General features: G+C 57.6%; 18 protein-coding genes. 9 read left to right on the top strand and 9 right to left on the bottom strand.

Translation table 11 applies throughout. The features are described from left to right. The first annotated feature begins 110 nt into the window (after nucleotides 1-110). Both CA85_RS12670 and CA85_RS12665 read left to right on the top strand, forming a co-directional pair. Nucleotides 111-2,384 (top strand): outer membrane protein assembly factor BamB family protein, encoded by a 2,274-nt coding sequence (locus tag CA85_RS12670; protein ID WP_146391695.1) that lies wholly within the window; start codon nucleotides 111-113, stop codon nucleotides 2,382-2,384. A 94-nt stretch (nucleotides 2,385-2,478) separates the two neighbouring features. Next, nucleotides 2,479-4,533 (top strand): outer membrane protein assembly factor BamB family protein, encoded by a 2,055-nt coding sequence (locus CA85_RS12665; protein ID WP_391564857.1) that lies wholly within the window; start codon nucleotides 2,479-2,481, stop codon nucleotides 4,531-4,533. Between the two features lie 102 nt (nucleotides 4,534-4,635). Here CA85_RS12665 and CA85_RS12660 read toward each other — a convergent pair whose 3' ends face one another. After that, nucleotides 4,636-5,832 (bottom strand): LptF/LptG family permease, encoded by a 1,197-nt coding sequence (locus CA85_RS12660; protein ID WP_146391693.1) that lies wholly within the window; start codon nucleotides 5,830-5,832, stop codon nucleotides 4,636-4,638. 422 nt (nucleotides 5,833-6,254) lie between these two features. On the opposite strand from CA85_RS12660, the gene CA85_RS12655 reads away from it, so the two are divergent. The 3 genes from CA85_RS12655 (at nucleotide 6,255) to xerC (ending at nucleotide 8,237) form a co-directional block, all read left to right on the top strand. After that, complete coding sequence (locus CA85_RS12655) at nucleotides 6,255-6,842, top strand: hypothetical protein (protein WP_146391692.1); 588 nt, start codon at nucleotides 6,255-6,257, stop codon at nucleotides 6,840-6,842. Nucleotides 6,843-6,996: 154 nt separating this feature from the next. Then, on the top strand, nucleotides 6,997-7,293 hold the full coding sequence (locus CA85_RS12650; RefSeq protein WP_246112741.1) for a hypothetical protein: 297 nt from the start codon (nucleotides 6,997-6,999) through the stop codon (nucleotides 7,291-7,293). A 41-nt stretch (nucleotides 7,294-7,334) separates the two neighbouring features. Continuing rightward, nucleotides 7,335-8,237, top strand: a complete 903-nt coding sequence (gene xerC, locus CA85_RS12645) for a tyrosine recombinase XerC (RefSeq protein WP_146391780.1) — start codon at nucleotides 7,335-7,337, stop codon at nucleotides 8,235-8,237. Here the strand turns inward: xerC and CA85_RS12640 are convergent. Both CA85_RS12640 and mdoH read right to left on the bottom strand, forming a co-directional pair. Next, the gene (locus CA85_RS12640; RefSeq protein ID WP_146391690.1) at nucleotides 8,182-10,497 is read right to left on the bottom strand and encodes a bifunctional SulP family inorganic anion transporter/carbonic anhydrase; all 2,316 of its coding nucleotides are present in this window, start codon (nucleotides 10,495-10,497) and stop codon (nucleotides 8,182-8,184) included. The genes xerC and CA85_RS12640 overlap by 56 nt on opposite strands. An 854-nt stretch (nucleotides 10,498-11,351) precedes the next feature. Beyond that, nucleotides 11,352-13,430, bottom strand: coding sequence for a glucans biosynthesis glucosyltransferase MdoH (gene mdoH, locus CA85_RS12630; protein ID WP_146391688.1), 2,079 nt, complete (start codon nucleotides 13,428-13,430; stop codon nucleotides 11,352-11,354). Between the two features lie 431 nt (nucleotides 13,431-13,861). Between mdoH and CA85_RS12620 the strand changes: the two genes are divergently transcribed. The 4 genes from CA85_RS12620 (at nucleotide 13,862) to CA85_RS12605 (ending at nucleotide 18,246) form a co-directional block, all read left to right on the top strand. Continuing rightward, nucleotides 13,862-14,182 (top strand): hypothetical protein, encoded by a 321-nt coding sequence (locus tag CA85_RS12620; RefSeq protein WP_146391686.1) that lies wholly within the window; start codon nucleotides 13,862-13,864, stop codon nucleotides 14,180-14,182. Nucleotides 14,183-14,374: 192 nt separating this feature from the next. Beyond that, nucleotides 14,375-15,619, top strand: coding sequence for a glucoamylase family protein (locus CA85_RS12615; protein ID WP_146391685.1), 1,245 nt, complete (start codon nucleotides 14,375-14,377; stop codon nucleotides 15,617-15,619). A 115-nt stretch (nucleotides 15,620-15,734) separates the two neighbouring features. After that, on the top strand, nucleotides 15,735-17,444 hold the full coding sequence (locus CA85_RS12610; protein WP_146391684.1) for a glucan biosynthesis protein: 1,710 nt from the start codon (nucleotides 15,735-15,737) through the stop codon (nucleotides 17,442-17,444). Between the two features lie 163 nt (nucleotides 17,445-17,607). Beyond that, a complete protein-coding gene (locus tag CA85_RS12605) occupies nucleotides 17,608-18,246 on the top strand; it encodes an HdeD family acid-resistance protein (protein ID WP_146391683.1) in 639 nt (212 codons plus the stop codon). On the opposite strand, the gene CA85_RS12600 is transcribed toward CA85_RS12605, so the two are convergent. The 6 genes from CA85_RS12600 to CA85_RS12575 all read right to left on the bottom strand — a co-directional run bounded on the left by CA85_RS12600 (nucleotide 18,243) and on the right by CA85_RS12575 (nucleotide 24,756). Continuing rightward, entirely contained in the window at nucleotides 18,243-20,369 is a 2,127-nt protein-coding gene (locus CA85_RS12600; RefSeq protein WP_186774908.1) for a galactose-binding domain-containing protein, read from the bottom strand. The genes CA85_RS12605 and CA85_RS12600 overlap by 4 nt on opposite strands. A gap of 55 nt (nucleotides 20,370-20,424) precedes the next feature. Further along, nucleotides 20,425-21,129, bottom strand: a complete 705-nt coding sequence (locus CA85_RS12595; protein ID WP_146391681.1) for a transposase — start codon at nucleotides 21,127-21,129, stop codon at nucleotides 20,425-20,427. 155 nt (nucleotides 21,130-21,284) lie between these two features. Then, complete coding sequence (locus tag CA85_RS12590) at nucleotides 21,285-21,623, bottom strand: hypothetical protein (protein ID WP_146391680.1); 339 nt, start codon at nucleotides 21,621-21,623, stop codon at nucleotides 21,285-21,287. Further along, nucleotides 21,620-22,378, bottom strand: coding sequence for a hypothetical protein (locus CA85_RS12585; protein WP_146391679.1), 759 nt, complete (start codon nucleotides 22,376-22,378; stop codon nucleotides 21,620-21,622). The genes CA85_RS12590 and CA85_RS12585 overlap by 4 nt, the downstream gene beginning before the upstream one ends. Next, a complete protein-coding gene (locus CA85_RS12580; protein WP_146391678.1) occupies nucleotides 22,371-22,649 on the bottom strand; it encodes a hypothetical protein in 279 nt (92 codons plus the stop codon). Before CA85_RS12580 ends, CA85_RS12585 begins: the two co-directional genes overlap by 8 nt. Nucleotides 22,650-22,905: 256 nt before the next feature. Next, a complete protein-coding gene (locus CA85_RS12575) occupies nucleotides 22,906-24,756 on the bottom strand; it encodes a cupredoxin domain-containing protein (RefSeq protein ID WP_146391677.1) in 1,851 nt (616 codons plus the stop codon).

Here is a 24,756-nt window from a genome sequence, read left to right as displayed (position 1 = left end):
AAAACTGTGGCTGTCCGGTACTTCCCGTTTGATTTGACTAGCCGTTAAAATGTCCCTTGAGCCCTCCTGTTGAATCTCCCACCGCCATTCCTCTCTATTTGGTTTCATTGATGTCCCTCCAGACCGAGACGATTTCCCTCGCTCAACGCCATGATGCAAGACGGAGCCTGTTGCCTGCCTGCATTGCCGCCTTGTTGCTGAGCGTGTTCAGCAGCGCCGCCTATGCCGATCCGGGCGCGGATTGGACCTATTGGCGGGGGCCCAACTTCAATGGCACCGCTGAGGCCGAGGGATTGGTCGACGACTGGGACGCCGCCGGTGGAGAAGGCAGCAACCTGTTGTGGAAACGCGACGATCTCGGGGCTCGCAGTACCCCAGTGGTGATGGACGGGCGGCTTTACATGACCACTCGCTCGGATCGGGATACCGCCGACGAGGGGCAAATGGTGGTTTGCTTGGATGCGAAAACCGGCGAAACCCTGTGGGAGAACCGATTCAACGTCTGGTTGTCGGATGTTCCCAACACCCGAGTGGGTTGGAGCAGCGTGGTGGCGGATCCGGAAACAGGCAACGTCTATGTGCTCGGTGTCTGCGACCTATTCCTATGCCTCAATGGGAAAACCGGTGAAACGATTTGGAGCAAACCGCTGCACGAGCAGTTTGGGATGCTCAGCACGTATGGTGGCCGTACTAATTTCCCAGTCATTCACGAAGACTTGGTCATCATCAGCGGGATTATCATCAACTGGGGCGACGCGTCCAAACCAAACCACCGCTTGATCGCGATGGACAAGCTGACCGGCGAGGTGGTGTGGTTCTCAGGAACACGTGATTTGCCCGATGATACGACCTACTCGGCACCGACGCTGACGACGATCGACGGTCAGCGACAATTGATCCTCGGTGGTGGTGACGGTGCGATCTGGGGTTTCCAACCTCGCAGCGGCAAGGCACTTTGGCACTACGACCTCTCACGCCGTGGAATCTTCGCTACGCCGTTGGTCCATGGCAATCGTGTTTACTGCAGCCACAGTGAAGAGAACGTCACCGGCCGCTCGATGGGTGGTGTTGCGGCTCTGGAGATTAGTGGTACGGGCGATGAAACCACTGCCAAAGAGTTGTGGAAGCTCGAAGAACTCGTCGTCGGTCGCAGCGCACCGCTCGTGGTCGATGATCGGCTGTACGTGGTCGATGATCGCTGCAAGCTGTGGGTGATCGACGCGGCCACCGGCGACATGATCGCTGAGCGGATCGCGATCGGAGACCGCAAACAGTGGCCGAGCCTGCTGTATGCTGATGAGAAAATCTATGTTCTGACCGAGAACGGTCGTTGGGCGATCCTCGAAATCACCGAGGACGGTGTCGAGTTCATCAACAAGGGCCGATTGAGAAACGAAGCATTTTACGGATCGCCGATCGTCGCCGATGGCAAGCTGTACTTCCAAGGCACCTCGGCGCTTTACTGCGTCGGCAACGATACCGCCACGCAAAAACCCGTGATCTTGGCCGAGCAACTGCTCGGTGAGACCCCGACGGAGCAAAATCCGGATGCCGCCGAGCTGCTCGTGGTCCCTGCTGAGCTGCTGCTGCAGCCGGGCGAATCAGTCGAACTGTCGGTTCGCTTGTTCAATGCCCTGGGCCAGCCGCTGGCGGCACCCGCCGGCGACGAGGTCAGCTATCAGGTAGAGGGGCCCGGCAGCGTCGAGGGTTCGACGTTCACGGCCGACGCGGAGGCGTCGCACGAAGCGGCCACGATCACTGCCAAGGTCGGCGACGTCAGCGGCTCGACGCGGGTCCGAATCGTTCCCCCACTGCCATGGAAATTCACGTTTGACGAGCTCTCCGACCCTCCTTTGAGCTGGATCGGCGCACGCTACCGGCACCAAATTCGAACGGTGGATGGCTCGCCAGCCCTCGTCAAGGTCAGCACCATCCCCAAGGGTGCTCGCAGCCGTGCATGGATGGGGCCTAGCGATTTGGCCAATTACACCATCGCTGCAGACGTTCGTGCCGAACGCAACGGTGACCAAATGCCCGATATCGGCGTGACCGCCGGTGGGTACGCCCTCGATCTGATGGGCAACAGCCAGCAGCTGCAGATCCGTTGCTGGGCGCCTGAGCTCCGGATGGCCGAAACGATCGATTTCCCTTGGGAACCCGATCGTTGGTATCGCTTGAAACTCCAATCCGCCATCGAGGGCAGTGGCGACAACGCCGTCGCCGTCTTGAAAGGCAAGGTCTGGCTACGCGGTGAGCCTGAACCAGAGGATTGGACCATCACCGCCCAAGACGACTCGCCCGTGATGTCGGCCAGCCCCGGATTGTACGGCAACGCCAAAGTCGCTGAGTTCGCCATCGATAACCTCGAAGTCACCGAGAATTAAGCTCTCGTACTTCACCTCCACTTCAATCCCCCTCCCGCACTCTCAACTCCCCCCCTCCGATATGGTCCGTACTGAAACTACCGCATTGTTTTTGATGTTCATGTCCGCTGTATTGGGCGCGATCACAACCGTCCTCATCACGGGATGCAGTCCGCCGGTGAGCATGGTGTCACCGGTGACATTGGTGAGCACGTCGGCGGCGGCAGCCGACGTGGATCGTTCCCAGGAAGAAAACGCTGCGGCCAGCGATAACGAAGCCTCCGTGGAGGAGTTCGTTGCCCCTGAGAAAGTGCTCAGCGGTGGCGAGCAGTGGCCTCAGTGGGGCGGCACTCGGGTCCGCAATAATGTCCCCAACGTCAAGAATCTCCCCGAGTCTTGGAACGTGGGTGACTTCGATCGGCGAACCGGGGAGTGGGATGGCACGGATGCAGAAAACCTCCGTTGGTTCTCTAAGCTCGGCAGCCAAACCTATGGCAACCCTGTCGTTGCCGGTGGCAAGGTTTTCGTCGGCACCAACAATGGAGCAGGATACCTCAAACGCTATCCGGCGAGCGTTGATCTGGGCTGTTTGATTGCCTTCGATCAGGAGACAGGCGACTTCCTATGGCAGCACAGTAGCGAGAAATTGATCACCGGCCGCGTCCACGATTGGCCGCTGCAGGGAATTTGCTGTGCCCCCTTGGTTGAGGGCAATCGATTGTGGTTCGTCACCAGTCGCGGCGAAGTCCGCTGCGTCGATACCGAAGGCTTTCACGATGGTGAAGATGATGGCATCACTGATCCCGAGCCAGCCCGGGTGGCCGATCTCCCCGATAGCGGCGAGGGCAGCGACTACGAAGACTCTCTTCAAGCACTCATTGATGGCAAGCTCAGCGAACCGCTGCGGAAAATGATCGCCGAAGCTGGCAGCGAAGCGGGCGACGATGTCAAAGTGGAAACCGTCACCGCCAACAAAGTGTGGAAAGCAACCGGTACCTTCGGTGGCGTGCAACGCGAACTGTTGATCAAGCAAGCCGGGCCACGAATCTCCGTCTTCAAGACCCTCGGGATCGAAGATAAGGAAGAAGCGGATACGATCTGGGTATTCAACATGATGGAAGAACTCGGTGTCAGCCAGCACAATATGTGCTCGTGCAGCGTGACCACCTACGGTGACCTGTTGTTCGTCAACACCAGCAACGGCATGGATGAATCGCACATTAACCTGCCCGCCCCCGACGCACCGAGTTTTATCTGCATGGATAAAAACACCGGCGAAGTTCTGTGGACGGACGGATCACCGGGAGGCAATATTCTGCACGGGCAATGGTCCAGTCCGATGGTCGAAGTGCTCGGTGGCGTTCCCCAGGTCCTTTTTGGTGGCGGCGACGGCGTGCTCTACAGTTTCCGAGCCGATCGTGGCCAAGACGGCAATCCCGAGAAACTTTGGGAGTTTGATTGCAACCCCAAGACCTCCAAGTGGGTGCTCGGCGGTGAAGGCACGCGAAACAACCTGATCGCCACCCCTGTCGCCTACAAAGGTTTGGTCTACATCGCTGTCGGCCAAGACCCTGAGCACGGCGAAGGCGAAGGGCACCTGTGGTGCATCGATCCCACCAAACGCGGCGACGTGTCGCCCCAACTGGCGGTCAAGATCGAAGGCAGCGAACGCACTCCGATTCCACGAAAGCGAATCCAAGCGGTTGAGCCCGAAAAGAGCGAAGCTGCCGTGGATAACCCCAATTCCGCCGTCGTCTGGCACTACTCAGTCGCGGATCAAAACGACGATGGAGAGATCGATTTCGAAGAGGAGATGCACCGCAGTTGTGGCACGGTCGCGATCAAGGATGACGTGCTCTACGTTGCGGACTTCTCTGGATTGCTGCACTGCCTCGATGCCCAAGGCACTCCCGACGGCAGGCCCATCGTGCACTTCACCTACGACATGTTCGCCCAGAGTTGGGGCAGCCCCTTGATCGCCGACGGCAAAGTCTACATCGGCGATGAAGACGGCGATGTGAGCGTGTTTGAGTTCGGTCCTGAGAACAAGGAGCCGATCGAAGAAATCAACATGGGTAGCAGTGTCTACAGTACCGCAGTGGCTGCCGATGAATCGATCTTCATCAGCACCAAGGACAAATTGTTCTCGATTGGGTTCCCCAAAGAGTAGGTTCGCTTCCTCGGGGGCGGGCGAGCTGCCAGGTACGCACCGCTCCCAGACGGAATCACCGAGATTCGCCGTAGGTCGGCACCCCGCCACCTACGGTAGATCTCAATACCTGCGGACTTTGACGAGCAGGATCGCGCCGATGCTTCCCAGCACGACGTTGCCTGTCCAAACACCATAGGGCGGCATATCACCTGCCTTGGCTTGATCGAGCCCCAGCAGGAATAAGGGGTAATAAATCAAGATAATCGGGAGAAAGCACATCCCGAATGTGGTCCAGTAATCACTCGTCTTGGCCAAAATCGCCAGCGGCGCACCGACGAAGACGAAGAAGAAACACGTGAACCCTTCGGCCCAGCGGCGCCAGGGCTCGGTCTTCAAACGGGTCAAACGAGTGCGGCTGGCATTGAGTGCGGAGTGAATCCCGTTGGCTTTGGCGCCGCCAATCGTTTCGGGCCGCGACTGCAGCAACGCGAAACCAGTGAATGCGGCCAACTGGCCCACGGCAGCGTGTGTTTTCTCGCGCTGATGCGATTTTTGCCGGCGGATTAACCGCAGTGGTAACTCACTTGGGCTCATGATCGACGGGTCCTCGTCGGCCAATGTGTTTCCCAGCGGGATTTCAAATGTGGATTCGCCTGGCAGTGTGCCACCGAAGCCACGGCCACGAACCACCTTGCTATCGACGAGTTTGAGCACGAGGGCTTGGCGTTCTTCATCCATCACGAGTTGTCCTTCACTCGCGGTCACCTCGAACGCCTCATCGCCGCGCCCTCGTACCACCACCGTCGGTGAGATCATTCGCCGGTCTTCGATCTCGCGAACATGAATCGAGAACCCGTGATCGGACGTAAAGGAATGCTGGGATTCGAGCACTTTGTAGGCAATGTCTTCCACCGACAGCAGCACCACTCGTTTCACACCAGGCTTGCCCCACGAGACCGCCGTGTCGCTGCAGTACACAGCCAGGGGGCTCAGTAGGGCTGCGAAGACCAGGGCCGGTTGCAATAAACGCAGCGGCGAGATGCCCGACGATTTCACCGTGCTGATTTCCCCGTCAGCCGCCATCCGTCCGTAAACACAGCAGACTGAGAACAACGCCGTCGCGGGCACTGCGTGCTGCAACGAAATGGGAATCGCGAAGGGCAGGAGGTGCAGCACAGCCATCGGGCCAAGCCCCTTGCGGATCAATTCGCGAGCAACCGCGATCAACAGAATGATGGTCGTCAAAACCACCAACGCAATTACAAAGATGCGGAGGATCTCCCACAAAATCGTACGCGTTAGTCGGGTTGGGATCACGAGTGGATAGGTGGGCGCAGGGAGGATGGAAGGGTGGTAGGGCGAACCGGTCAGTGGCGAGTTTCACGTCCAGGTTGTGAAACGGGACGAGAGAAATGCCGTGCGGATCGCTTGGTATACGTTTCCGTAACAAATCGTCGGTCTCGAGCGACAGAGCGCTCCTTTGAATCCTCGGCTTAGAAGCGATTTCTCGCACAATCGATTTGACGAGCAACCCCGGTTGGATCGGCGTTACTGCGCGCATCCCGGGTGTCGCACCTCCCGGCTGTTAATCTGTGCGGGTTCTGCGGGTCGATCCGCGGCCGGTGGGGCAACAGGCCGGTCAATCCTCAGAATCGGAATATTCCGGACGTCGCTTTCTCCGATGAGGAAAGCACCAAGGCAATCGTCGCTGCCGGCGATGTCACCTGAGAGACCCAATCATGAATCAATCACTCCATACAGATTGTCGTTGCCAACGCGTCAGAGCGGCGTTCACCCGTGCGATTTTCGGCGGTGCTCTCTGTTTCGCCTGCGGTGCTTCTTTATCGGCTGCGGATCCGTTGCGGCCACCGGCGGGGGCCGCGCCGATGACAGGATCCACCCGCGTGCCCGTCCCCTCCCGGGCGCCTACCCGTCTGCACTTGCCATCGATCGGTGAGCGTGCCTCAGGGCGGGTTGAAAGCTCGCCGCTCGATAGCTCTCGTCTGGACGCTTCGCCGCTCGATTCGTTGTCTGCCAGTTGGGCGGATCTGTCGACGCGCGGCGATCGCAGTCGCGCGGTTGCTCAACGAGCAACTGAGCACCCCGGCAGCGGTCAGCGCGAAACGCCGTCGAGTTTACGAGTGGGCCCGGCTCCGTCGACGTTCACTCCCCAGCCTTTTGATCGTTCGCGTTATCTCGCTTCGGAGTCGACGCGGCAGCAGCTCCGACCGACCCGCTTGCCGCCAACCGGGTATCTCGCCCCTGCGAGCGCACCTCCACGCATTGCCGCGGGGAATCATCGTGATGACAGGCCTGTCAAAGAGTGAAGCAGAGCGGCAAGGTGCAGTGGCAGCGAATAGGCGGACTGATCCGCCTGGAGCGATTGATTTGCTTGGTCTATGGAATCTTGGACACTCCAGGCGATCTCGATCCAACCAACCTCATTGCGGTGCCGCCGTGATGCCGATAGATGAGAACCGAGTGGCAACCTCCCCGCTGCAGGCCCCCTACCTCAGGACGAGAGAGAAGATGGAAAAGGAAGTCAACGTATTAGCCTTGGTCAAAGGCGAAGAGAAGTTCATCTTTCTGTTCGATGACGGAAATCGCGATGAAACGCTGCGGCAATTGGCCCGCTTCGCGGCCAATCCGGAATTGGATTTCTCGTGGTATGACGCTGCCATGCTGTCTCGGAAGATCCGCGAAACGGTATTCACCGACTACGACGAGGTTGGTGCTAGCGAAGAGTTCGACAGTATCTCGATGGACGACTTTGCCTAGCGGGAACTCAGCAAGGGGAGCAATTCATGCCGCGAGCCACACTGTCGTCGACGATCACTCGATTCTTGAGATACATGGCAACCGAACGCAATGCGTCGGACCTGACGATCAAGGCGTATCGAGAAGACCTCATCGGGTTCGCTCAGTGGATCAGTGGCAATGAAGAGGGGAGCACCTCGGTCGATGCCCTCACTCCCTTGCACCTGAGGCAATTTCAGTCGGCGCTACAGCAGGCCGACTATGCCAAGACGACCATTTCTCGCAAGCTCGCGTCACTGCGTAGTTTCTTCAAGTTCGCCATGCGCGAAGGTACGGCGAAGTCCAATCCTGCTAAACCGCTACGCAATCCGCGTCAGAATCGCAAACTGCCGCTGGTGCTATCCAACGACGAGATCGGACGCCTGTTGACGACTCCTTCGGCGCACGACCCGGCAGGGCTGCGCGACCGGGCAATTTTGGAGACGATGTACTCGGCTGGTCTCCGTGTCAGCGAATTAGTGGGTCTCCGCGACGGCGACCTCGATTTTTCCCAGGGCATCACCCGGGTCCGCGGGAAGGGACGCAAAGAACGGATCAGCCCGCTGGGATCCTACGCCGTTGAGGCGATCCGCAGCTACGCGGCGCGGCGGACGCGGTCGGCCAAGACCGAGATACTCGGCCAGGCCGCGCCCGTTTTCGTTAACCGTTTCGGCAATATTCTCACGACCCGCAGCGTGGGTCGCATGCTCGACAAGTACATCGCAGCGGCCGAACTCGATACCCGAACCAGCCCCCACACACTGCGGCATTCCTTCGCCACCCATCTGCTCGATCGAGGTGCCGACATTCGCAGCGTGCAGGAACTACTCGGTCACAAATCACTGACGACCACACAAATCTACACGCATGTCAGTGCGACGAATCTTCGAACGATTTACGAACAGGCTCATCCGCGGGCTCAGTAAACTCGTCACTGAGGAATCGGACGGTACCGGATCGGACATCGTAGAGTGCGCCGACGACGCGAATTTGCTCACCCTCAGCAGCGCTGCGGATTACGCGGCTACGCTCGAGCACTTGGTCGACGGTGTGGAGCACATTCCGCTCGGCGACGCCGTCGACGTAGGATTCGAGTTCCTCGCTGCTGAGACGATCGATGGAGTCGGTCGAACCCTTGCTCACGCTCGGCGCAATTTCATCCACGATCGGTTGCAAGTGCTGGCAACCGGTGGCGCTTTCAGCCCCCTCACCACTGGCGAGAAGCTTGACCGCTGCCGTCACCGCGCCACAGTTGGTGTGCCCGAGGACGACCACCAATTTGACTTTCGACACACCCACGGCATACTCCAAGCTGCCGAGCGATTTCGTGCCGATGACGTTGCCCGCAACTCGGACACTGAAGATGTCACCCACCCCGAGATCAAACACCAACTCGGTGGGTACTCGCGAGTCGATACAACTCAACACTGCGGCGAATGGATTCTGACCGCCGGCCGTCGCGTAGACCTGCCGGCTCAGGTCACGGTTCAGCCGGTTGCCTGTGACGAAACGTCGGTTGCCTTCACGCATGGTTTCAATCACTTCGTCCGGCGTCATGTTCTCCTTGAGTTCCTGCGTCGTGTGGCTGGCAAACTGCGCAGTATCGTTGAGTTGATACTTGTCCTTGAATCCAACGAGGTTGACGAGAACATCGCGTGCGGGACCGGTCGTATCAGCGAAATCTCGAATCAAGCTGAGGACGTCCGGATCGATATAGTCCGACTGTCGTGCATCGAACGTGAATCGGCTACCCGGTTTGGCTTCATCAACGATCCCTTGAATAGCAGCCCGATTGAGAAAGCTGACCTGGTTGGCGAGTTCCACATGCGTGACGTCGCCCTCGCGACTGGACTCCACGGTGCGGCGAATGGGACGCCGCAGGTTGCTATTGAGAATGAACAGAATGGCAACTGCCAAGCCAATCAGGACGCCGATCAATAGGTCGGTCATCACGATCGCAACCACGGTAACGATGAAGGGGATGAACTGATAGCGTCCCTCGTTCGACATCTGTTTGAACAGCGCCGGACTAGCCAGTTTGAAACCGGTCACCAACAGGATAGCGGCCAGGGCGGAGAGCGGAATCATGTTCAGGTACTGGGGCATCAACGCGACGCTGAGCAACAACAGCAAGCCGTGGAAGATGGCCGATAGCTTGGTGCGGCTGCCGGAGTTGACATTGACGCTCCCCCGCACGATGACCGAGGTGACCGGCAATCCACCGATCATGCCACAGACGACATTCCCACAACCTTGGGCGACCAATTCGCGGCTGGCCGGTGAACTGCGTTTCTGCCGGTCGATTTTGTCGACCGCTTCGAGATTCAACAGTGTCTCGAGGGAGGCGACCACGGCAATGGTCACGGCCGCGACATAGATCGCGGGGTTCCCGAACTGAGTAAAATCAGGCAGCGTGAGAAAACCGGCGAATTCAGAGATGCTCTTCGCGATCGGAATCTCAACGAGGTGATTGCCCGTGATCGCCCAATTTTCACCCCATCCGCCGAACCAGACGCTCAGGGCAACACCCATCAACACGACCAGCAGCGGCGCGGGCACCAGCGACTTTTTGAGCACTTCGACCCGATCCCAGATCAACAAGAGTGCCACCGAGAGCAATCCGACGACCGTCGCTCCCCCGTGAATGCTTCCCGCCAGGGTCGCGAATAGCTCTGAGAACGTCGTCTCGCCATCGGGTTGAAAAAACGACATGTCTCCTTCGGGATTGAGGTCGTGGCCGAACACGTGCGGGATCTGTTTCAAGATCAGGATGACGCCGATCGCCGCCAACAACCCCTTGATCACACTGGAGGGAAAGAACGCCGAAAGCGCGCCGCCCTTGGCGATCCCAAATCCAATCTGGATCAAACCCGCGATCGCGACGGACAACAAAAATGCTTGGAACGAACCGAGCGAGGTGATCTGAGCAGCAACGATCGCCGTCAAGCCAGCCGCCGGGCCGCTGACACTCGTGTGCGATCCACTGACGACGGCAACGACTAAGCCACCGACGATCCCGGCGAGAAGTCCTGAAAAAAGCTCGGCGCCGGACGCCAAGGCGATGCCTAGGCAGAGCGGTAGGGCAACGAGAAAGACGACCAAACCTGCGATGAGGTCGTGAACAACAGAGCTGGCAACGGTGCCGCTCGACGTATCGGTTTGAGTGGTGGGGTTCTGTGTAGGCATGGATTGATTTTCGAGATAGTAAACGGATGCTCACCGAACCAGTGCCTGAGTAACAAGACGGGCAATACGAACGGCGTGATAGAGGGCGGCGGAAACCATCTCTCTGCTGATCAACGAATTCGGCGCAGAATCTTCCGCACCGAGCATGAGACAGTTCGTCGTCACGCTCGCTAACAGCGAATTGGCGCCAGAGAATCGTTCGCCAATCGATGCCCCACGATCGCACGTGGAGGAATGTGGCGGCTGACTCGGATGCGTAGATAGGACCGCTCGTCTGGGGTCCACGCTGCCTGTCTTCTCCTCTTGGAGGCCTGCTCCCGACGCGCCGAGGAGCAGGGGACACGCTCTTCGAGCTCTTCGGTTTGGCTCTGCGATGAGCCTCCGAGTGCCTCATGACCCAATGCAATGCGCGAAAACGTAGGCGTGCAACCGAGACTCGGCAGCGCAAAGAGCAACAACATGACGCAAGGCATCATGCGATGGACTAAGGGCGGACGCGTGCGTGGGGGCATTAAATGCGGAGGTCTGCTCGGAAGAATTGAGAGCGTCCCATTCTACCTGCCCACTGCCTCAATGGAAAGTGGATTTGTGCCAATCAAGCTCGTCAGCCGGGAAACACCGCTCTGGCGTCGTATCCGGTGGTGTTCGCTTCCGCTCAAACCACCGGCTATTTTCGATCATCCCTGACGGGATACTTCTGGGGATTGAGCAGCACGTTGGTTCGTCCAGTATGGCACTCATTCCTCCCCCCGTTGCTTACGCGTCTCGGCTCAATGAATCGACAGCCCGGGCAGACTCCGGGCGACGACGATCCTCAGGTCCGTCGTCCCTCCAATCTACCGACCCTTCCCGATCTACGGTGTTTCCGAAAGCGTCTTCAGCCAATCGTTGTCGCATAGCAGTCGCCTCCTCGAAGCGACCGGAATGTCTGCCGCGTTATGAGTCGCCTGGCATCGTTGAGACCACTCGGGCTCGTGCTCCTCAATGGGCAACTGGCTAGCAGAAGCCTCCAAAATCTCAATGTGGCGGCTGCGAAAGTCCAGGTCATGGAGCACGCGATCGAACCAGCTCCCGGAATCGTCCTGGCGCCTCTGGGAAGTCAGCTCTCCGATCCAGTATTGATGCCGTGTTAGCAGCGGTTCAGGATGACGCTCCGCGGCGATCTGAAACAGGCCGCAACTTGCCAAGGCCTGGCCGGTAGCGCGACTTCCCAGTGCCACGGTCAGCGGGATCGATAGCGACCAACCAGCAATCACCGGGGAAAACCATACCAGCCACATCGGTTGCCAGCTGGCCAAACCGACGAGAAAGACGAGTCCCGCAACCGTCATCTTCCACATCTGAGCGGTCGCTTCACCCCAACTGACTCCTGTCTCATCGCGTTGTTGCGCGCTCCAGCTGACGTTGTGACCCGTTAAAATCGAGAGGACGAACCGGGAATGGTAAACGGCCACGAGAGGAGCGAGAACCGTTGATATCAGCGTCTCAGTGCCAGCGCTGGCGAGAATTTTCCACCTGCCACCGAGACGTTGGCGAAGCGGACGCTGACTCCAAACTGCGATGATTGCAAGCAATTTGGGCACCAGCAGAAGCGCCATGGACGCCACGAACAAGGCCAACGCAATCGAAGTCGATTGATTTGCCAATGACCATGCTGCCACGTTCTGGTCCCAGGCGGCGGCGAGCAGGCAAGCTGCCATGAACAGTAACCACAACGGAGCGGAGAGATAGGACAAAATGCCGCTGAAGAAGTGCATCCGCGACAAGGGATGAATCCGTTCGGCGAGCAGAAACTGCCAGTGCTGGAGATTGCCCTGGCACCAGCGATGGTCTCGTTTGACGAAATCGAGCAGGGTGGTGGGACACTCCTCGAAGCTCCCGCCGAGGTCGTTGGCAAGTTTCACCTTGAAACCGGCGCGGACCATCAGGGCAGCTTCGACGAAGTCATGGCTCAGGATCTCACCGCCTAGAGGCGCCGAACCCTGCAGGACCGGTAACTGACAATATCGCATGAAAGGTGCAATGCGGAGAATCGCATTGTGTCCCCAATAGTTTCCATGATCTCCCGCGAAACCATCGAAACCTTCCGCAAACGTGGATCCGTACACGGCCGCAGCGAATTGCTGCATCCGTGCGAATAGAGAACATCGCCCCACCGGTACCGGCGGTACTTGCAAAATCCCCAGTTGGTCATCCATCTTCATCCGGCGAACCATTTCGACCATGGTATCGGCTGTCATCAAGCTATCGGCATCGAGAATGATCATGAACTCATAGTGACTGCCCCAGTTCTCGCAAAACCCAGCGATGTTGCCCGCCTTTCGAGCCGTATTCTTGGATCGGTGCCGGTAAAAGACGCCGATCTCATCCGATGCCGGATCAGCCTCCACGTTCTGAGGCCCATCGACCTGATTGAGCTGTGACCAAAACCATTCCTCTTCCAACCAGACGTCAGGGTCCGTCGTATCGGAGAGCACGAAGAAATCGAACTTTGAGATTGCATCCGATTTCGACATCGTCTCTCGCAACTGTTCTCGCATCGCCGCGACGGCAGCGAAGACCCGCGTGGGCGACTCGTTGTAAACGGGGACCAAGATTGCAGTGCGAACTACGGGACTCGACTTCGTCGCAGACTCCGGTGCAACGGGATCTGTATCCGGTTCGGCCTGTTCGTTTTGCCTCCGACGCCTCATCCGCCGGCACTGATGGGCAAAACCAACCACAGCCAGACAACAGGAGAAAGCGATCCAAGTGAACAGAACCGCAAAGAGCGTAAAACTCAAAACCTCCATCGGGTTGATTCGGCCGTCAGCCATGACAATGGCGTAGCACGCGGTGCACCCGAGGCAGCCCAAGAGCATCGTCGCCGCCAGGACCCAGTATCGTACGAACACCGTATTGCGGTGTCGCGTTCTCAGAGCAGGCATATTCATATTGGGAAACTTCGCAGCAAGAGAAGAGGATGAGATCGTTGCGACACGAATTAGTGATCGCGATGCTGCTGGCCCTGGGATTGTCCCGGCGCGTGGCCGAGTGGTTGAGTCATGATTCGGTGCATCGTTTGGACACCGTCAACGAGAGGCTTCGTCCATGCTTGCCAACGGAGTAAAGGCGTCACCTCAACCGGTTCGGCCCGGTGCATCTCCCGGCGCACGATCGGGGGCACACTTCGCAGATGTGTTGGACAGGAGGCCTGCATGCTGCGCGCATCAGAAGGGTGCTGATCCGTTGCCATCATTGGCGTGTTGGAAGCGAACATGTTAAGAACCCGTTAAGAATAGAGGGGAGCCGAAAAGTGAGAAGAGAGATAGCACCACTCCGGGCGATAGTCCAATGGAATCGATCGCGAGGTAGTAGCTGGAATGTGATCCGCATCAAACCATGTGCCAGAACACGTCCTTTCAAAAACGAGGCGGCCGAGCTTGTTTTCAGAGAGAAGGGTCGCAATGCACCTAATGTCGCCGACGGCCACCTTGATGGGTTGTCAGGTGGAATTAAGCGGCAGTTGCCGTTCGTGAAAAGCTTCACAGTGACGCTCGAGAATTTCGTTGGCGACAGCCTGATCGGATCATCTTGGACGATTCTCGCTGCCCAGCGGTCGATTCTTGGCCGGAAAACGATCAATCTGCTTACTGACGTGGCGCTGCGTGTCAGTTTGTTAAGCAGCGACATGCGACCGCAATGACTTTCAATCGGTCTGTCAGGGCAGAGTGCCCGGCGGGCCGGGTAAGTTGCGATGATTTTGCTGGCTGTTCTTTTGCGTGCCACAGTTACCCGTTGCACTGGGGGCGAAAACGGCTCTGTTAGATAGTACGGGCTCACGCCAGTCACGTGGCTGCACCGTTTGCATTATCAATACGCTCCAACAGGTGATTCCATGACCAGCGATGATTTTCTGACGGATCTGAGGACCCGGTGCTATCGGTATTTTGTTGAGGCGGCAGACGCCGATACGGGATTGATCAGCGACCGCGGGCGCACCGACGGTCGCAAGTTCAGTGAGCACGCTAGTACGGCGGCGTGCGGTTTTGGCTTGGCGGCTTATGCGCTAGCACCCGCATCAGGCCTTGATTCATTGGATCGAGCCCGTGCCCGCTCGCGGATCCTGCTCCGGTCGCTCGTGGAACGGGCTGAGCATCACAATGGGTTTGTGTATCACTTCATCGGGCGTGGTGATGGCAAGCGAATGATGAAGAGCGAAGCGTCCACGATCGATACTGCTCTGATGCTCGCCGGCGCCATGTGCAGTGAAACGATTTTCGGGGACGACGCAGAAATTGCAAGTTTGTGCCGTGAATTGACTTCTCGGATCAACTGGCAGTCGATGTTGTGCGAGGGAAATGTGCTGTCGATGGGATGGACGCCTGAACGGGGCATGTTGCCTCATCGCTGGGATCGATTTAGCGAGTTGACGCTGCTTGTTTTGATTGCGATTGGGGCACCGCACCACGCGATTGATCCGAACGCTTGGCAGGCGTGGCGACGCGAACAAGTACTCACCTTTCAGGGCCAAACGTTTCTCAGCTACCCGCCTCTCTTTGTGCATCAGTATCCGCTGGCTTTTTTTGATTTTCGCGGGCTGCAGAGTCCCAGTGGGCGGAGCTACTGGCAGAACTCGGTGACGGCGCACTACGCGCAGATTGAGTTTCTCAAACGGTTGTCTCAGCGATATCCTAAACAGCTGGGGCACTATGGTGACACGCTATGGGGCCTCACTAGCAGCGACTCCGCGACGGGCTACCGAGACTGGGGTGGGCCTTACGAAGACAATCGTTTTGAACCCGATCGTGGGATCGATGGGACGGTGGTGCCCAGCGCAGCAGCCGGTGGGCTCGCGATTGTTCCCGAGCCAGCGATCGAGACGCTGACCTACCAGCGGCATCACTATGGCGATCAGATTTATCGTCGCTACGGCTTTGCCAATGCCTTCAATCCCGCGACCGAGTGGGTGAGCCAAGACGTGATCGGGATCGATACAGGAATCTCCTTGCTGATGGCCGAGAATCGCCGCAGCGGAGGGGTGTGGAAGGCATTTATGGCACATCCGATTGCTCAAGCAGCATTGAAGAGGGCGGGCTTCACCTCGCGAAGCCGATCGCAGAATGACGCGTCGGTTTCCTAGCGAAAGCATCGGTCAACGCGGTGATCCGGCACCAAAAATGCTTACGCGTGAGGCAAACGCCGTGCGTTAGTCAAACGCCTCTTTTTTCAGCAACCTATCAGCGAGCCGCTGTTCCATGAGCCCCTTTTTCCATCGAGCCAGAGCAATCGGTGTGGTCCTGTGCTGCGTGTACTGGACGTCCGGAATCTTGTCTGCCGACGAAACCGCTGCCCAGGCGACGCCGAAGTCCAGGGCGCCGGAGAGCATGACCCGCCACATGGCGGAGGTCTCCACCCTGAGCGATCTCCAGTCGCTCGCCCAGCAGCTATCGATGACGAAACATATCGCCCCACCGCCGTTGACGCCGGTACTCGCCGATCTGAGCTACGAGCAGTATCGCGATATCCAGTTTCGCAATGGGCGGGCCGTCTGGAGTGATCAGGCACACCCGTTTTGGCTCGAGTTCTTTCACCGCGGTTTTGTACAGCAAGATCGGGTCGAGGTGCATGTGATCGAGCGTGACCAACCGATGAACCGGCGAAACTCCCAGCGGATTGAATACGACCCGGAACTGTTTGATTTTCACGGGGCGGCCGCGGACGTTGAGATCACGCAAAACATCGGATTCGCTGGATTCAAGGTCGCCGGACGGTTTGCCGAAGGTGGGTCTGGGCAAGAGATGCTCACCTTTATCGGTTCGAGTTATTTTCGCGCCCGCACCGGGCAGACCGTTTACGGTAGTTCAGCGCGCGGATTGGCGGTCGACGTGGGAATGAATCGGGATGAGGAGTTTCCGCATTTTCGGGCGTTTTGGATCGTCGAGCCTGAGCCGGACGATCAGCAGGTGGAAATACTCGCGCTGCTCGATAGCCCCAGCCTGACGGGGGCCTATCGGTTTCGTTTTGATCCTGCGATGACCGTTGCGAGCATGCGCGTCCAAGCGAGTCTCTATTTTCGTCGGTCCCCCGAAAAGCTGGCCATCGCTCCGCTGACGAGCATGTGGATCTGGGGCGATGGGCTTGCTCCGCCGCCTTTGGACAAACGTCCGTCGTGTCATGATGCGGACGGGCTATTGGTCCACGCTGACGGGAATTGGACATGGCGCGCATTCGCGAGACTCCCCTACCCGTCGGTCACAGCCCAGGAAGTCAACAATTTAACCGGTTTCGGGCTGTTACAGCGCGATCGTAACTTCGACCACTACCGTGACACCGGGGCCCGATACGACGAGCGGCCGAGCGTGTGGGTCCGTCCGCGAGAGAGTTTCGGCAAAGGGCGGATCGAGCTGATGGAAATCCCCGGAGCTCATGAGGGGATCGATAACATTGGCGCCTACTTCGTCGCCGACGCGGCGATCGATCCCAGCCAACCGCTGCAGTTGGAATACGATGTGTTCTTTTTTGGTGACACCGAAACGCTGGCCGACTGCGTCCAGCCCCGCCGCGAAGATGGCCATTGCTTGGCCACTTGCGAGGCCTTGGATGTCAGTCGTGACAAACAAACGGTTAACCTGACAATGCGCTTTCAGCAAAAGAACCCCGACTTCGAAGACGGTTCGAAGGGAGACGATGCAGCGAGTGAAACTCGATGGATCCCGGCGGGCACGGATCGCGTCGTCCCCGAGATCCAAACCGTTCGCGGCAAGGTCGCCGAGGTTGAGGTTTTCACTAGCGATCGCGGCTATCTCGTTCAGCTCGGATTGATTCCCACCGAAAAGGCTCCCGTGCAGGTCTCGATCAGTCTGTCCGATAACGAGCGAACGCGATTGACAGAAACGTTCGAGTATCTCTGCCCTCACGAACAGCCTGAATTTGTCTACCCCGCCGTCTACACTCGGCAAGAATGAGCTTGGCGGTTTCGAGGAGGTCCGTGCGAACCGAATCGTTGACGTCTTGGGATTCTCCTTTGGCGATGCTTTTCCCAACCAGGTGGCTCTGTCCAACGCAGCGGGGGCTCAGCTACAATCTGCGGTGCAACCGTTCACTTCTCTGCTCCCAAAGATTAAAAAGATGTCTGATTCACCTGATTCACCCGTCACATCCGTTGATGCAGCGGACAATCCAGCGGCACGCGAATTTATCGGCGGCTTAAGCAAGATCTGGTGGCTGCCGCTGCTGCGTGGTTTTCTATTGATTCTCTTGGGTATCTACGCGGTGCTGCAGCCGGGCATTGCGATCGCCGCACTTGCTCAGGTCATGGGATTCTTTCTGATTCTTGACGGGGCAATCGCCATCGCGGCGGGAATCGTGGGCGAAGTGCCGTCGCGTGGTTGGACCATTTTACGCGGTATCGTCGCGATCCTGGTGGGGATCCTCGTGTTCGCCCACCCGGCTCTCGTGGCGGGGATGACGGCGGTCATCATCATGTACATGGTTGCCTTTTCGGCCATCTTCAGTGGCGTGGTCGAGATTGTGGCGGCCATCCGAGATCGTCAATACATCGATGGCGTTGCGGGATACGTCCTCGGCGGCATTCTATCGATCATCTTTGGTGTGCTCTTGATGATGGCGCCCTTCTTTTTCGGGCTGACCATGGTCCGCATCATCGGCATCTTTGCCATCATCACCGGAATTGTGATGATCACGTTGTCGTTCCGACTCAAAGGAATCGGAAACCGGCTGACCTCGCGTCTCGACCAGGCCGACTAATCTTGGCTGGTTCGATGCCCGTAGATTTCGACATCGGCGATCCGCGCGGTGTTGTCCGCTCCGGCGTCGTCGATGATGAGTCGCACGAAGCGCGCATTTACGGGTGAGCACTCCAGATCACTGACGCTGGCAGTGTTGTCCGCGACGGCTCCGACCGTCTGCCAGGACTGCTCGTCGCGGCTCGTCCGAATGGTGAAGCCCCGGGTGTTCTTGTCGCGATTCAAACCGTGCTCTCCAGCGTGCCGGATTACGAACCGTTGGAGTCGACAATCCGAGCCAAGATCCCACTGCAGCCAGGGTGACGGGGCCGAATCGGCAGCCCGCGCTGTCCAAAGCGATGTCGGCGTGCCGTCGGAGACCGCATCGCCAACATCGATGTTGCCCTGACTCGTGGTCGTGGTGGCCGCAGACATGCTGAGGTTCCACGCCAGACCATGGACTTCATTGTACAACGCAAAGTAGTGATCGGCGCGAACGAACTCTGGCGCCCCCGGGTACTGCTCCCTCAACCGGGAGGCAATCTCAACGATCCGGTTCGGTTTCAGTTCGTTCCAAACGTCGACTTGATAGGCGAGGAACAGCGCTTCTTTCCCATCCCAATCGCTCAAGTTTTGCTGGAGTGACGATTCCAGATGCTCGACGGTGCCGGCGTAAGGGATGACGAGTTTCTCGAAGCGCACCCGGTCACTTTCCACGCTGCCGCGAACGCTCGGGACATCACGAAAGTTCTGGACGGTGGCCCCGTAGAGGTTGCGGCACTCACGCTCATAAGCTGCACGCTGCATCGCGGTGGCGTTGTCCCAGATCGTGATCACGCGAATCCCTGAACGCTGCAAGTAGGTCTCGGTCATGCGCGCGTACCCCTTCATTCTCTGGGGGTCTTTCAGGTAAACACCCACCGCTGCGCCGGGTTCGTTCAGTGTGTTCGCAGGCATGGCATAACCCATGCCTGAGGGACCGGTAACAAAGCAATCGTTGCTCGTCGCGGTGCTGTAGTAGTAGTTCAATATCCCGGGACCGATATCAACCAAACCGGGAGCGATCGTCCAGTTCAGTGGCATCTGACTGCGTGCCTCGGTACCGGCGTCCCAACGCAGCCGCATGGCGTGCTGGGTGTACTGGATGTTATCGCCATCGCTAATGAAGATCGCGATATAGGCTTTGTTCTGCAGTTTCGGCTTCTTCGGGACAGCCGGGATCTGAATTCGATGGTCGCCTCCCGACAGAACGCTGGCGTTGGTGTAATGGTCCGCTGGGAGCGTTCCGATCCCGAACTCCGATGCGGCTGTGATCCCGGAGCGTTCGCTGGCGTACCACCCCAACGCAATCGCGTCTCCTGCGGTCATGTCGGCATAAAACTTTCGCATCAAATCTCGCTCGGCGGGAATGCGGCTATCGAGCCACACGACGGCCGCGCCGCACGCAGCGGCGACATCGCGTGTGTGATGAAGATCGCCTCCATCCGCAGGCCGAGCACTGACGATCAGCCTCCGTGTGCAGCGATCCCAATATTCGTCGTAGAGATGCTCGTAAATTTCGATGGGTGTGATCAAGTCAAGCTTCGTGAGATCAACAACGATCTCAGGATCCATTCCCTGATCGCGCATCCGCTCGAGCACGTCATCGGTAACAGGGATTGCACCGGAGATGCCCGCGACAGTCCCCGCCAAATTACGATAGTGCGGGCTGAGCGTTGAGTCATACAGCACTACGCCGCCGAAGTCCGCGGCGTACTTTGCGAACAATTCATACCGCGACTCTCGCTCGTAAACATGGATCGAATCGAGCCCGACGGTGGAGGTTTGAGGCCACGTCCGCCAGCCCTCGTCTGAACGCCGGCTGGCCAGAAAGATCCGTGGCTGCTGCTTGTTGACCCGGCCTTGCAGAGCCGAAAATGTCAGCTGTTCGTCTGCCGAGAGCCTGTCGATTGCAATCGCGTCGAGTTCATCGGCTGGAGCGGCAAAGATTGGCAAGGCTTGACCCTCGGGCCACGAAATCCCTTCATTGACCGGAACAACAGCCGGGTAGGACCGATACTGGTTCTCGCCGAATTCTGCCAACGCGGAGCCTGCCGCCAAAGTGGCAATGCCGAGCATCCAAACGATCAGGGTGCGATGATTCATGGTCGTAGATCGGCCGTGGAAAAAAAGGGGAAGGTGGAAAAAAAGGGGAAGGGGGTCATTTTGGTGCTTTTTGAACCGCCTCAACCTGTGCTTTGCTGCGAGGGCGACCTCGCGGACGCATGGTTGACCAGATCCCCGTCCTTTCGCAAGTCCGCTCCATCCAATCTTTAGAGCCATACGGGCAACCACGCTTGATCGCGTTTTCGATGGCATCAAGCTCCTTCTTGGAGAGGGAGGCATTGACACGGCGCAGCCAATGAGGAGGTCTCCGCATCGGCCAGGGAGTAAGCCAAGGCGAATCCCGGTTGTTGCCGCTGTGCCAACGATGTAGCGAACCGAATTGCCAGTCTTCTGCATTAGAAACAAGTTTACTGCTTAAGGCATTGCGTTCGACGTAGCGGCACACGGTGAGGAAATGTTCATCCGCCTGGCAGGGAAAACTCTTGAACGGACCCTGATAGAGATGCCCCATTCCAACCCGCTGGTTGTGCGCGTTGTACCGAGACGTATGCGTTGCCGAGACCCACCCCAGTAGCTTTCCCATTCGACCGTCTTGGCGAGGCCGAACGACCAAATGCCAATGGTTCGGCATCAGGCAATATGCAAGCAAGTCGACGGGATACTTCTCCAGTCCTTGCTGCAAGGTCCGCTGAAACGCGAGATAGTCCTCCGGTTTATGGAAGATCTCCCTGCGGTCATTGCCTCGGTTCAGCGCATGATAAATACGTCCGGCTTCATCAGCTCGTTTGGTGCGTGGCATATTGCGGACCCATCCATATCTGAAACTGCCTTGCGTGGAGAGAAAGAAGACTAGCAGGAACCCCGGGTAAAACCAACCCCTTCCCCTTTTTCTGCTCTTCCCCGTTTTCTACTTCCAAAAAGTGTGGTGCGACGTTCCTGCGGTTTGCAGATGTGTCAGTAGATGGTCCCCAGCACAACGAAGGTCCACGTACCAAGCGTGACCAAAAGCGGAACGACCGCCACGCATCGGACCAGCCCAGAAGAAACTCGCACAGCCCAAATGGACGATGCGGTCGCGACCATCAGCGAAGCGGACGCGGTCATGCCGAGAGTCCGGCGAAGCGATGCCTCGTTCGGTATCTTGACTCCCGCGAAGCCTGGCCCGCCATAACCGGAATCCAAAATAGCGAGAATGCAAATCACACAGACGACAAGAGCCAGCAATGCCAGCGAGATGAAAAGCGTCGGCGACGCCACAATGGCGACCAAGGCAAATGGGCTACGAGGTTTCATCTTGTCGAGTCGCCTTCAAGAACCAGAACGAAACGTGCCGTGATCAGCTCGTTCAATCCGTCGTCGGCATCCGGACTACCCTTCGTCCACCAGTCGCAACGACAGCCGGGTTTTGGTGGAGTGTCCGCTGGACGGCCGTGACGACCGAAGAACAGTCCGGGAATGTCACCACATTCGACATCACCACTGTTTAGACCGTAGATGCCAAATTTATTTGGAGCGTTACCAGTCATCCCGGCGGGCAATCCTCGAGTTGGTTCAAAGTCAGGGCAGATTTGGTCGTATCCATCGCGACACGCAAACCTGTATTCCTGAAGAGTGGGGAGGCGATAATCGTATTGAGTGTCAAACTTTGATAGCGCTTTTCCGTATCGAAAAACCTCACACCATTCACTGGGAAAACCACCGTTGAAATGCCAATCGATGGTTTCGTAGGCTCCATCCCCGAATGCAGCCTGGCGAAACCGTTTGTGATCTTCATAATGTAGTTCGGTTTCCTGCAAGTAGTAAGACTTCGACGGATACGTCGGCAGGTGCTGCCATTTTTCGACATCGACTTCGACCAGACAGAACGTCATCCCGAACTGGTTCGTGATCCGACGTGGCAATGGCTTCGATTTGGATGCCGATTCAGTTGGCTCGGTCTTCGTTGATAAGTTCGGGTCATTAACGACTGACGTCGATGCTTGATCACCGCAACCGACAAGGACTGCTGTCAACATGGCGGCGAGCGAAGTGACGTTCGTGCTATTCATTTCGCTTGACTCCGGTAATGCGTAAGTCGATGTCTGCGTCGCGAATGTCGAGGAACAATGCGGCACCTTTCTTCTCCAGCTTCTCACCATCTGCCCAAACCTCTGCGTCGTGAAAGTCGTAGTCAGGGTGCTGAATCACAAGCCTTTGTCGACCGATGGGCCAATGGAGCAGTCGTGCGTAGCCTCCTTCATCGGTCACCGCAATGTTGCCGTGATCGGTGACGGCCAGGTAGCCGCGTTCGTCGTCGTGAATGTTGCACTTGATATGCATCAGTGCGGGTTCGCCATATGAAGAAAAGGGGAAGGGGGTCAGATGAAGAAAAGGGGAAGGGGGTCATTGTGGCGCTAAAAACGACCCCTTCCCCTTTTACCGCTCCCGACGTGGCAATGGCTTCGATTTGGATGCTGATTCAGTTGGCTCGGTCTTCGTTGATAAGTTCGGGGCATTAACGACTGACGTCGATGCTTGATCACCGCAACCGACAAGGACTGCTGTCAACATGGCGGCGAGCGAAGTGACGTTCGTGCTATTCATTTCGCTTGACTCTGGTGATGCGTAACTCGATGTCGGCGTCTCGAATATCGAGAAACAATGCGGCACCTTTCTTCTCCAGCTTTTCACCATCTGCCCAAACCTCTGCGTCGTGAAAGTCGTAGTCAGGGTGCTGAATCACAAGCCTTTGTCGACCGATGGGCCAATGGAGCAGTCGTGCGTAGCCTCCTTCATCGGTCACCGCAATGTTGCCGTGATCGGTCACGGCCACGTAGCCGTGTTCGTCGTCGTGGATGTTGCACTTGATATGCATCAGTGCGGGTTCACCACGAGCGACCGTCTCTTGATAAATCAAGGGCGGCTCGATGCGTGGCGTAAAACCTCGCTGCGAATTTCGAAACCACGGCAAATTGATGTTGTGGTCGATGATTGGTCGCGAACCGGTCGCTTCAATCTCAAACGTATCGCCCGCTCGAATCACCGATATTCGAGGTTCAAAACCATTGTCGCCAAGCTTCGTCCGAATTGTTCGCGGGCGTTTTGGTCGTGGCGGACCTTGGACGGGCGGACTGCCACGCTCACGCCAGAGAAATACCAAGTCCTGCAACGGTTGTAGTTCATCGGCGTCCGGCAGAGTGACCTTCGCTTGAATGGTGAGGCTAGCACGATCTTTCGGCCAACTCTCCGAAATTACGTGCCACCGATGGGCGTGCGGGTAGCGGTAGGTGACCAACGGTGTCAACTGTCGAGTGAATACGACATCTCCCTCCAGAGTAATTGAATTGGCATCTCGTTGTTGGACGTTGCGTTTCAACAACGGAAAGGAGTTTGCTTTCCATTGTCTCGTCTGCTGCCAATCGTTGTTGATGAGATGTGTCGCGTAGAGCGACAGTTCATCGCGATCACCTCGCCAAACACCGGCACCAAAGCCATCTCCATTCGGGATCGACAAGAGTGAACGCCGTTCGCCACGCTTTGCTTCCACAAGAAACAGCATCGTCGCGTGTCGACGCAAACTTACCGTCAACAGTTGATCGCCCAGATCAGCTTGCCAAGTCCCAAGCCACTCATCTTCGCCATCACGCGGGATTGGGCTGGATGCGTTTGCTTTGACAGTAGCGGCGAGACTATTCGGTTTTGGGTTGTTGGCTTCAATGACGACGTCAGCATCGGCAGCCGTGTCTGGCACATCGCTCGGAACCAAGAGTGGAACCACCGGCGTATCACGCCAGACATCGATCGCCGTGTAAATCAGTTTGGCACCGATGTAGACTGCCGGCGGCCAATCATTCTGATAGGGCTGGGCATCAAGTAATTGCTCCGCCAACTCGGGATCACAATCAGGTGGTAATAGGTGGCGTTCCGCAATTCGTTTTTTTACCGATTGCACAATTTCATCCGCAGTTACCAACACCCGATCATCCTCTCGGCGTAGTGCGGAGATAGCAGCGGTATCCCAGTGCTCCAAAGGGCTGGTCAGGTTAACCGCGCCGCTGATCCTGAGCAGTTCACCCTCACCACGGGTAAACAGCAGCCAACGAGTTCCAATGATTGGCTTCTTCGGCGGCAAGTACCTAGGATACGGTTGCCGGTACTCGGGATAAACGTGGAACTTCAGCCGGCATCGGTCAATGACCTCATCGGGGATACCGGGGATCGAATGATTCCCTTTGAGTGACCGTTCAATCTCAAAGCTACCTTCCCACGGCGACTCATCATCCGACGCGACAACGGCCTCGTAGATGTGGTCCGCCGAGTCCACTTTCCATTCCAGAGAAGCAGCCGTGCTCGAAACAGTATCGCCCTGGCACTGCTTCGCAATGGCGAACGACCCTAACCCGCAAACGACGGCAAGCACGATCCGCGTTTGGGCACTTCGATTCAT

The organism is Allorhodopirellula solitaria, assembly GCF_007859855.1.
GTDB classification, from domain to species: Bacteria; Planctomycetota; Planctomycetia; order Pirellulales; family Pirellulaceae; genus Rhodopirellula; species Rhodopirellula solitaria.
This window is presented reverse-complemented; position numbering and strand designations above follow the sequence as displayed.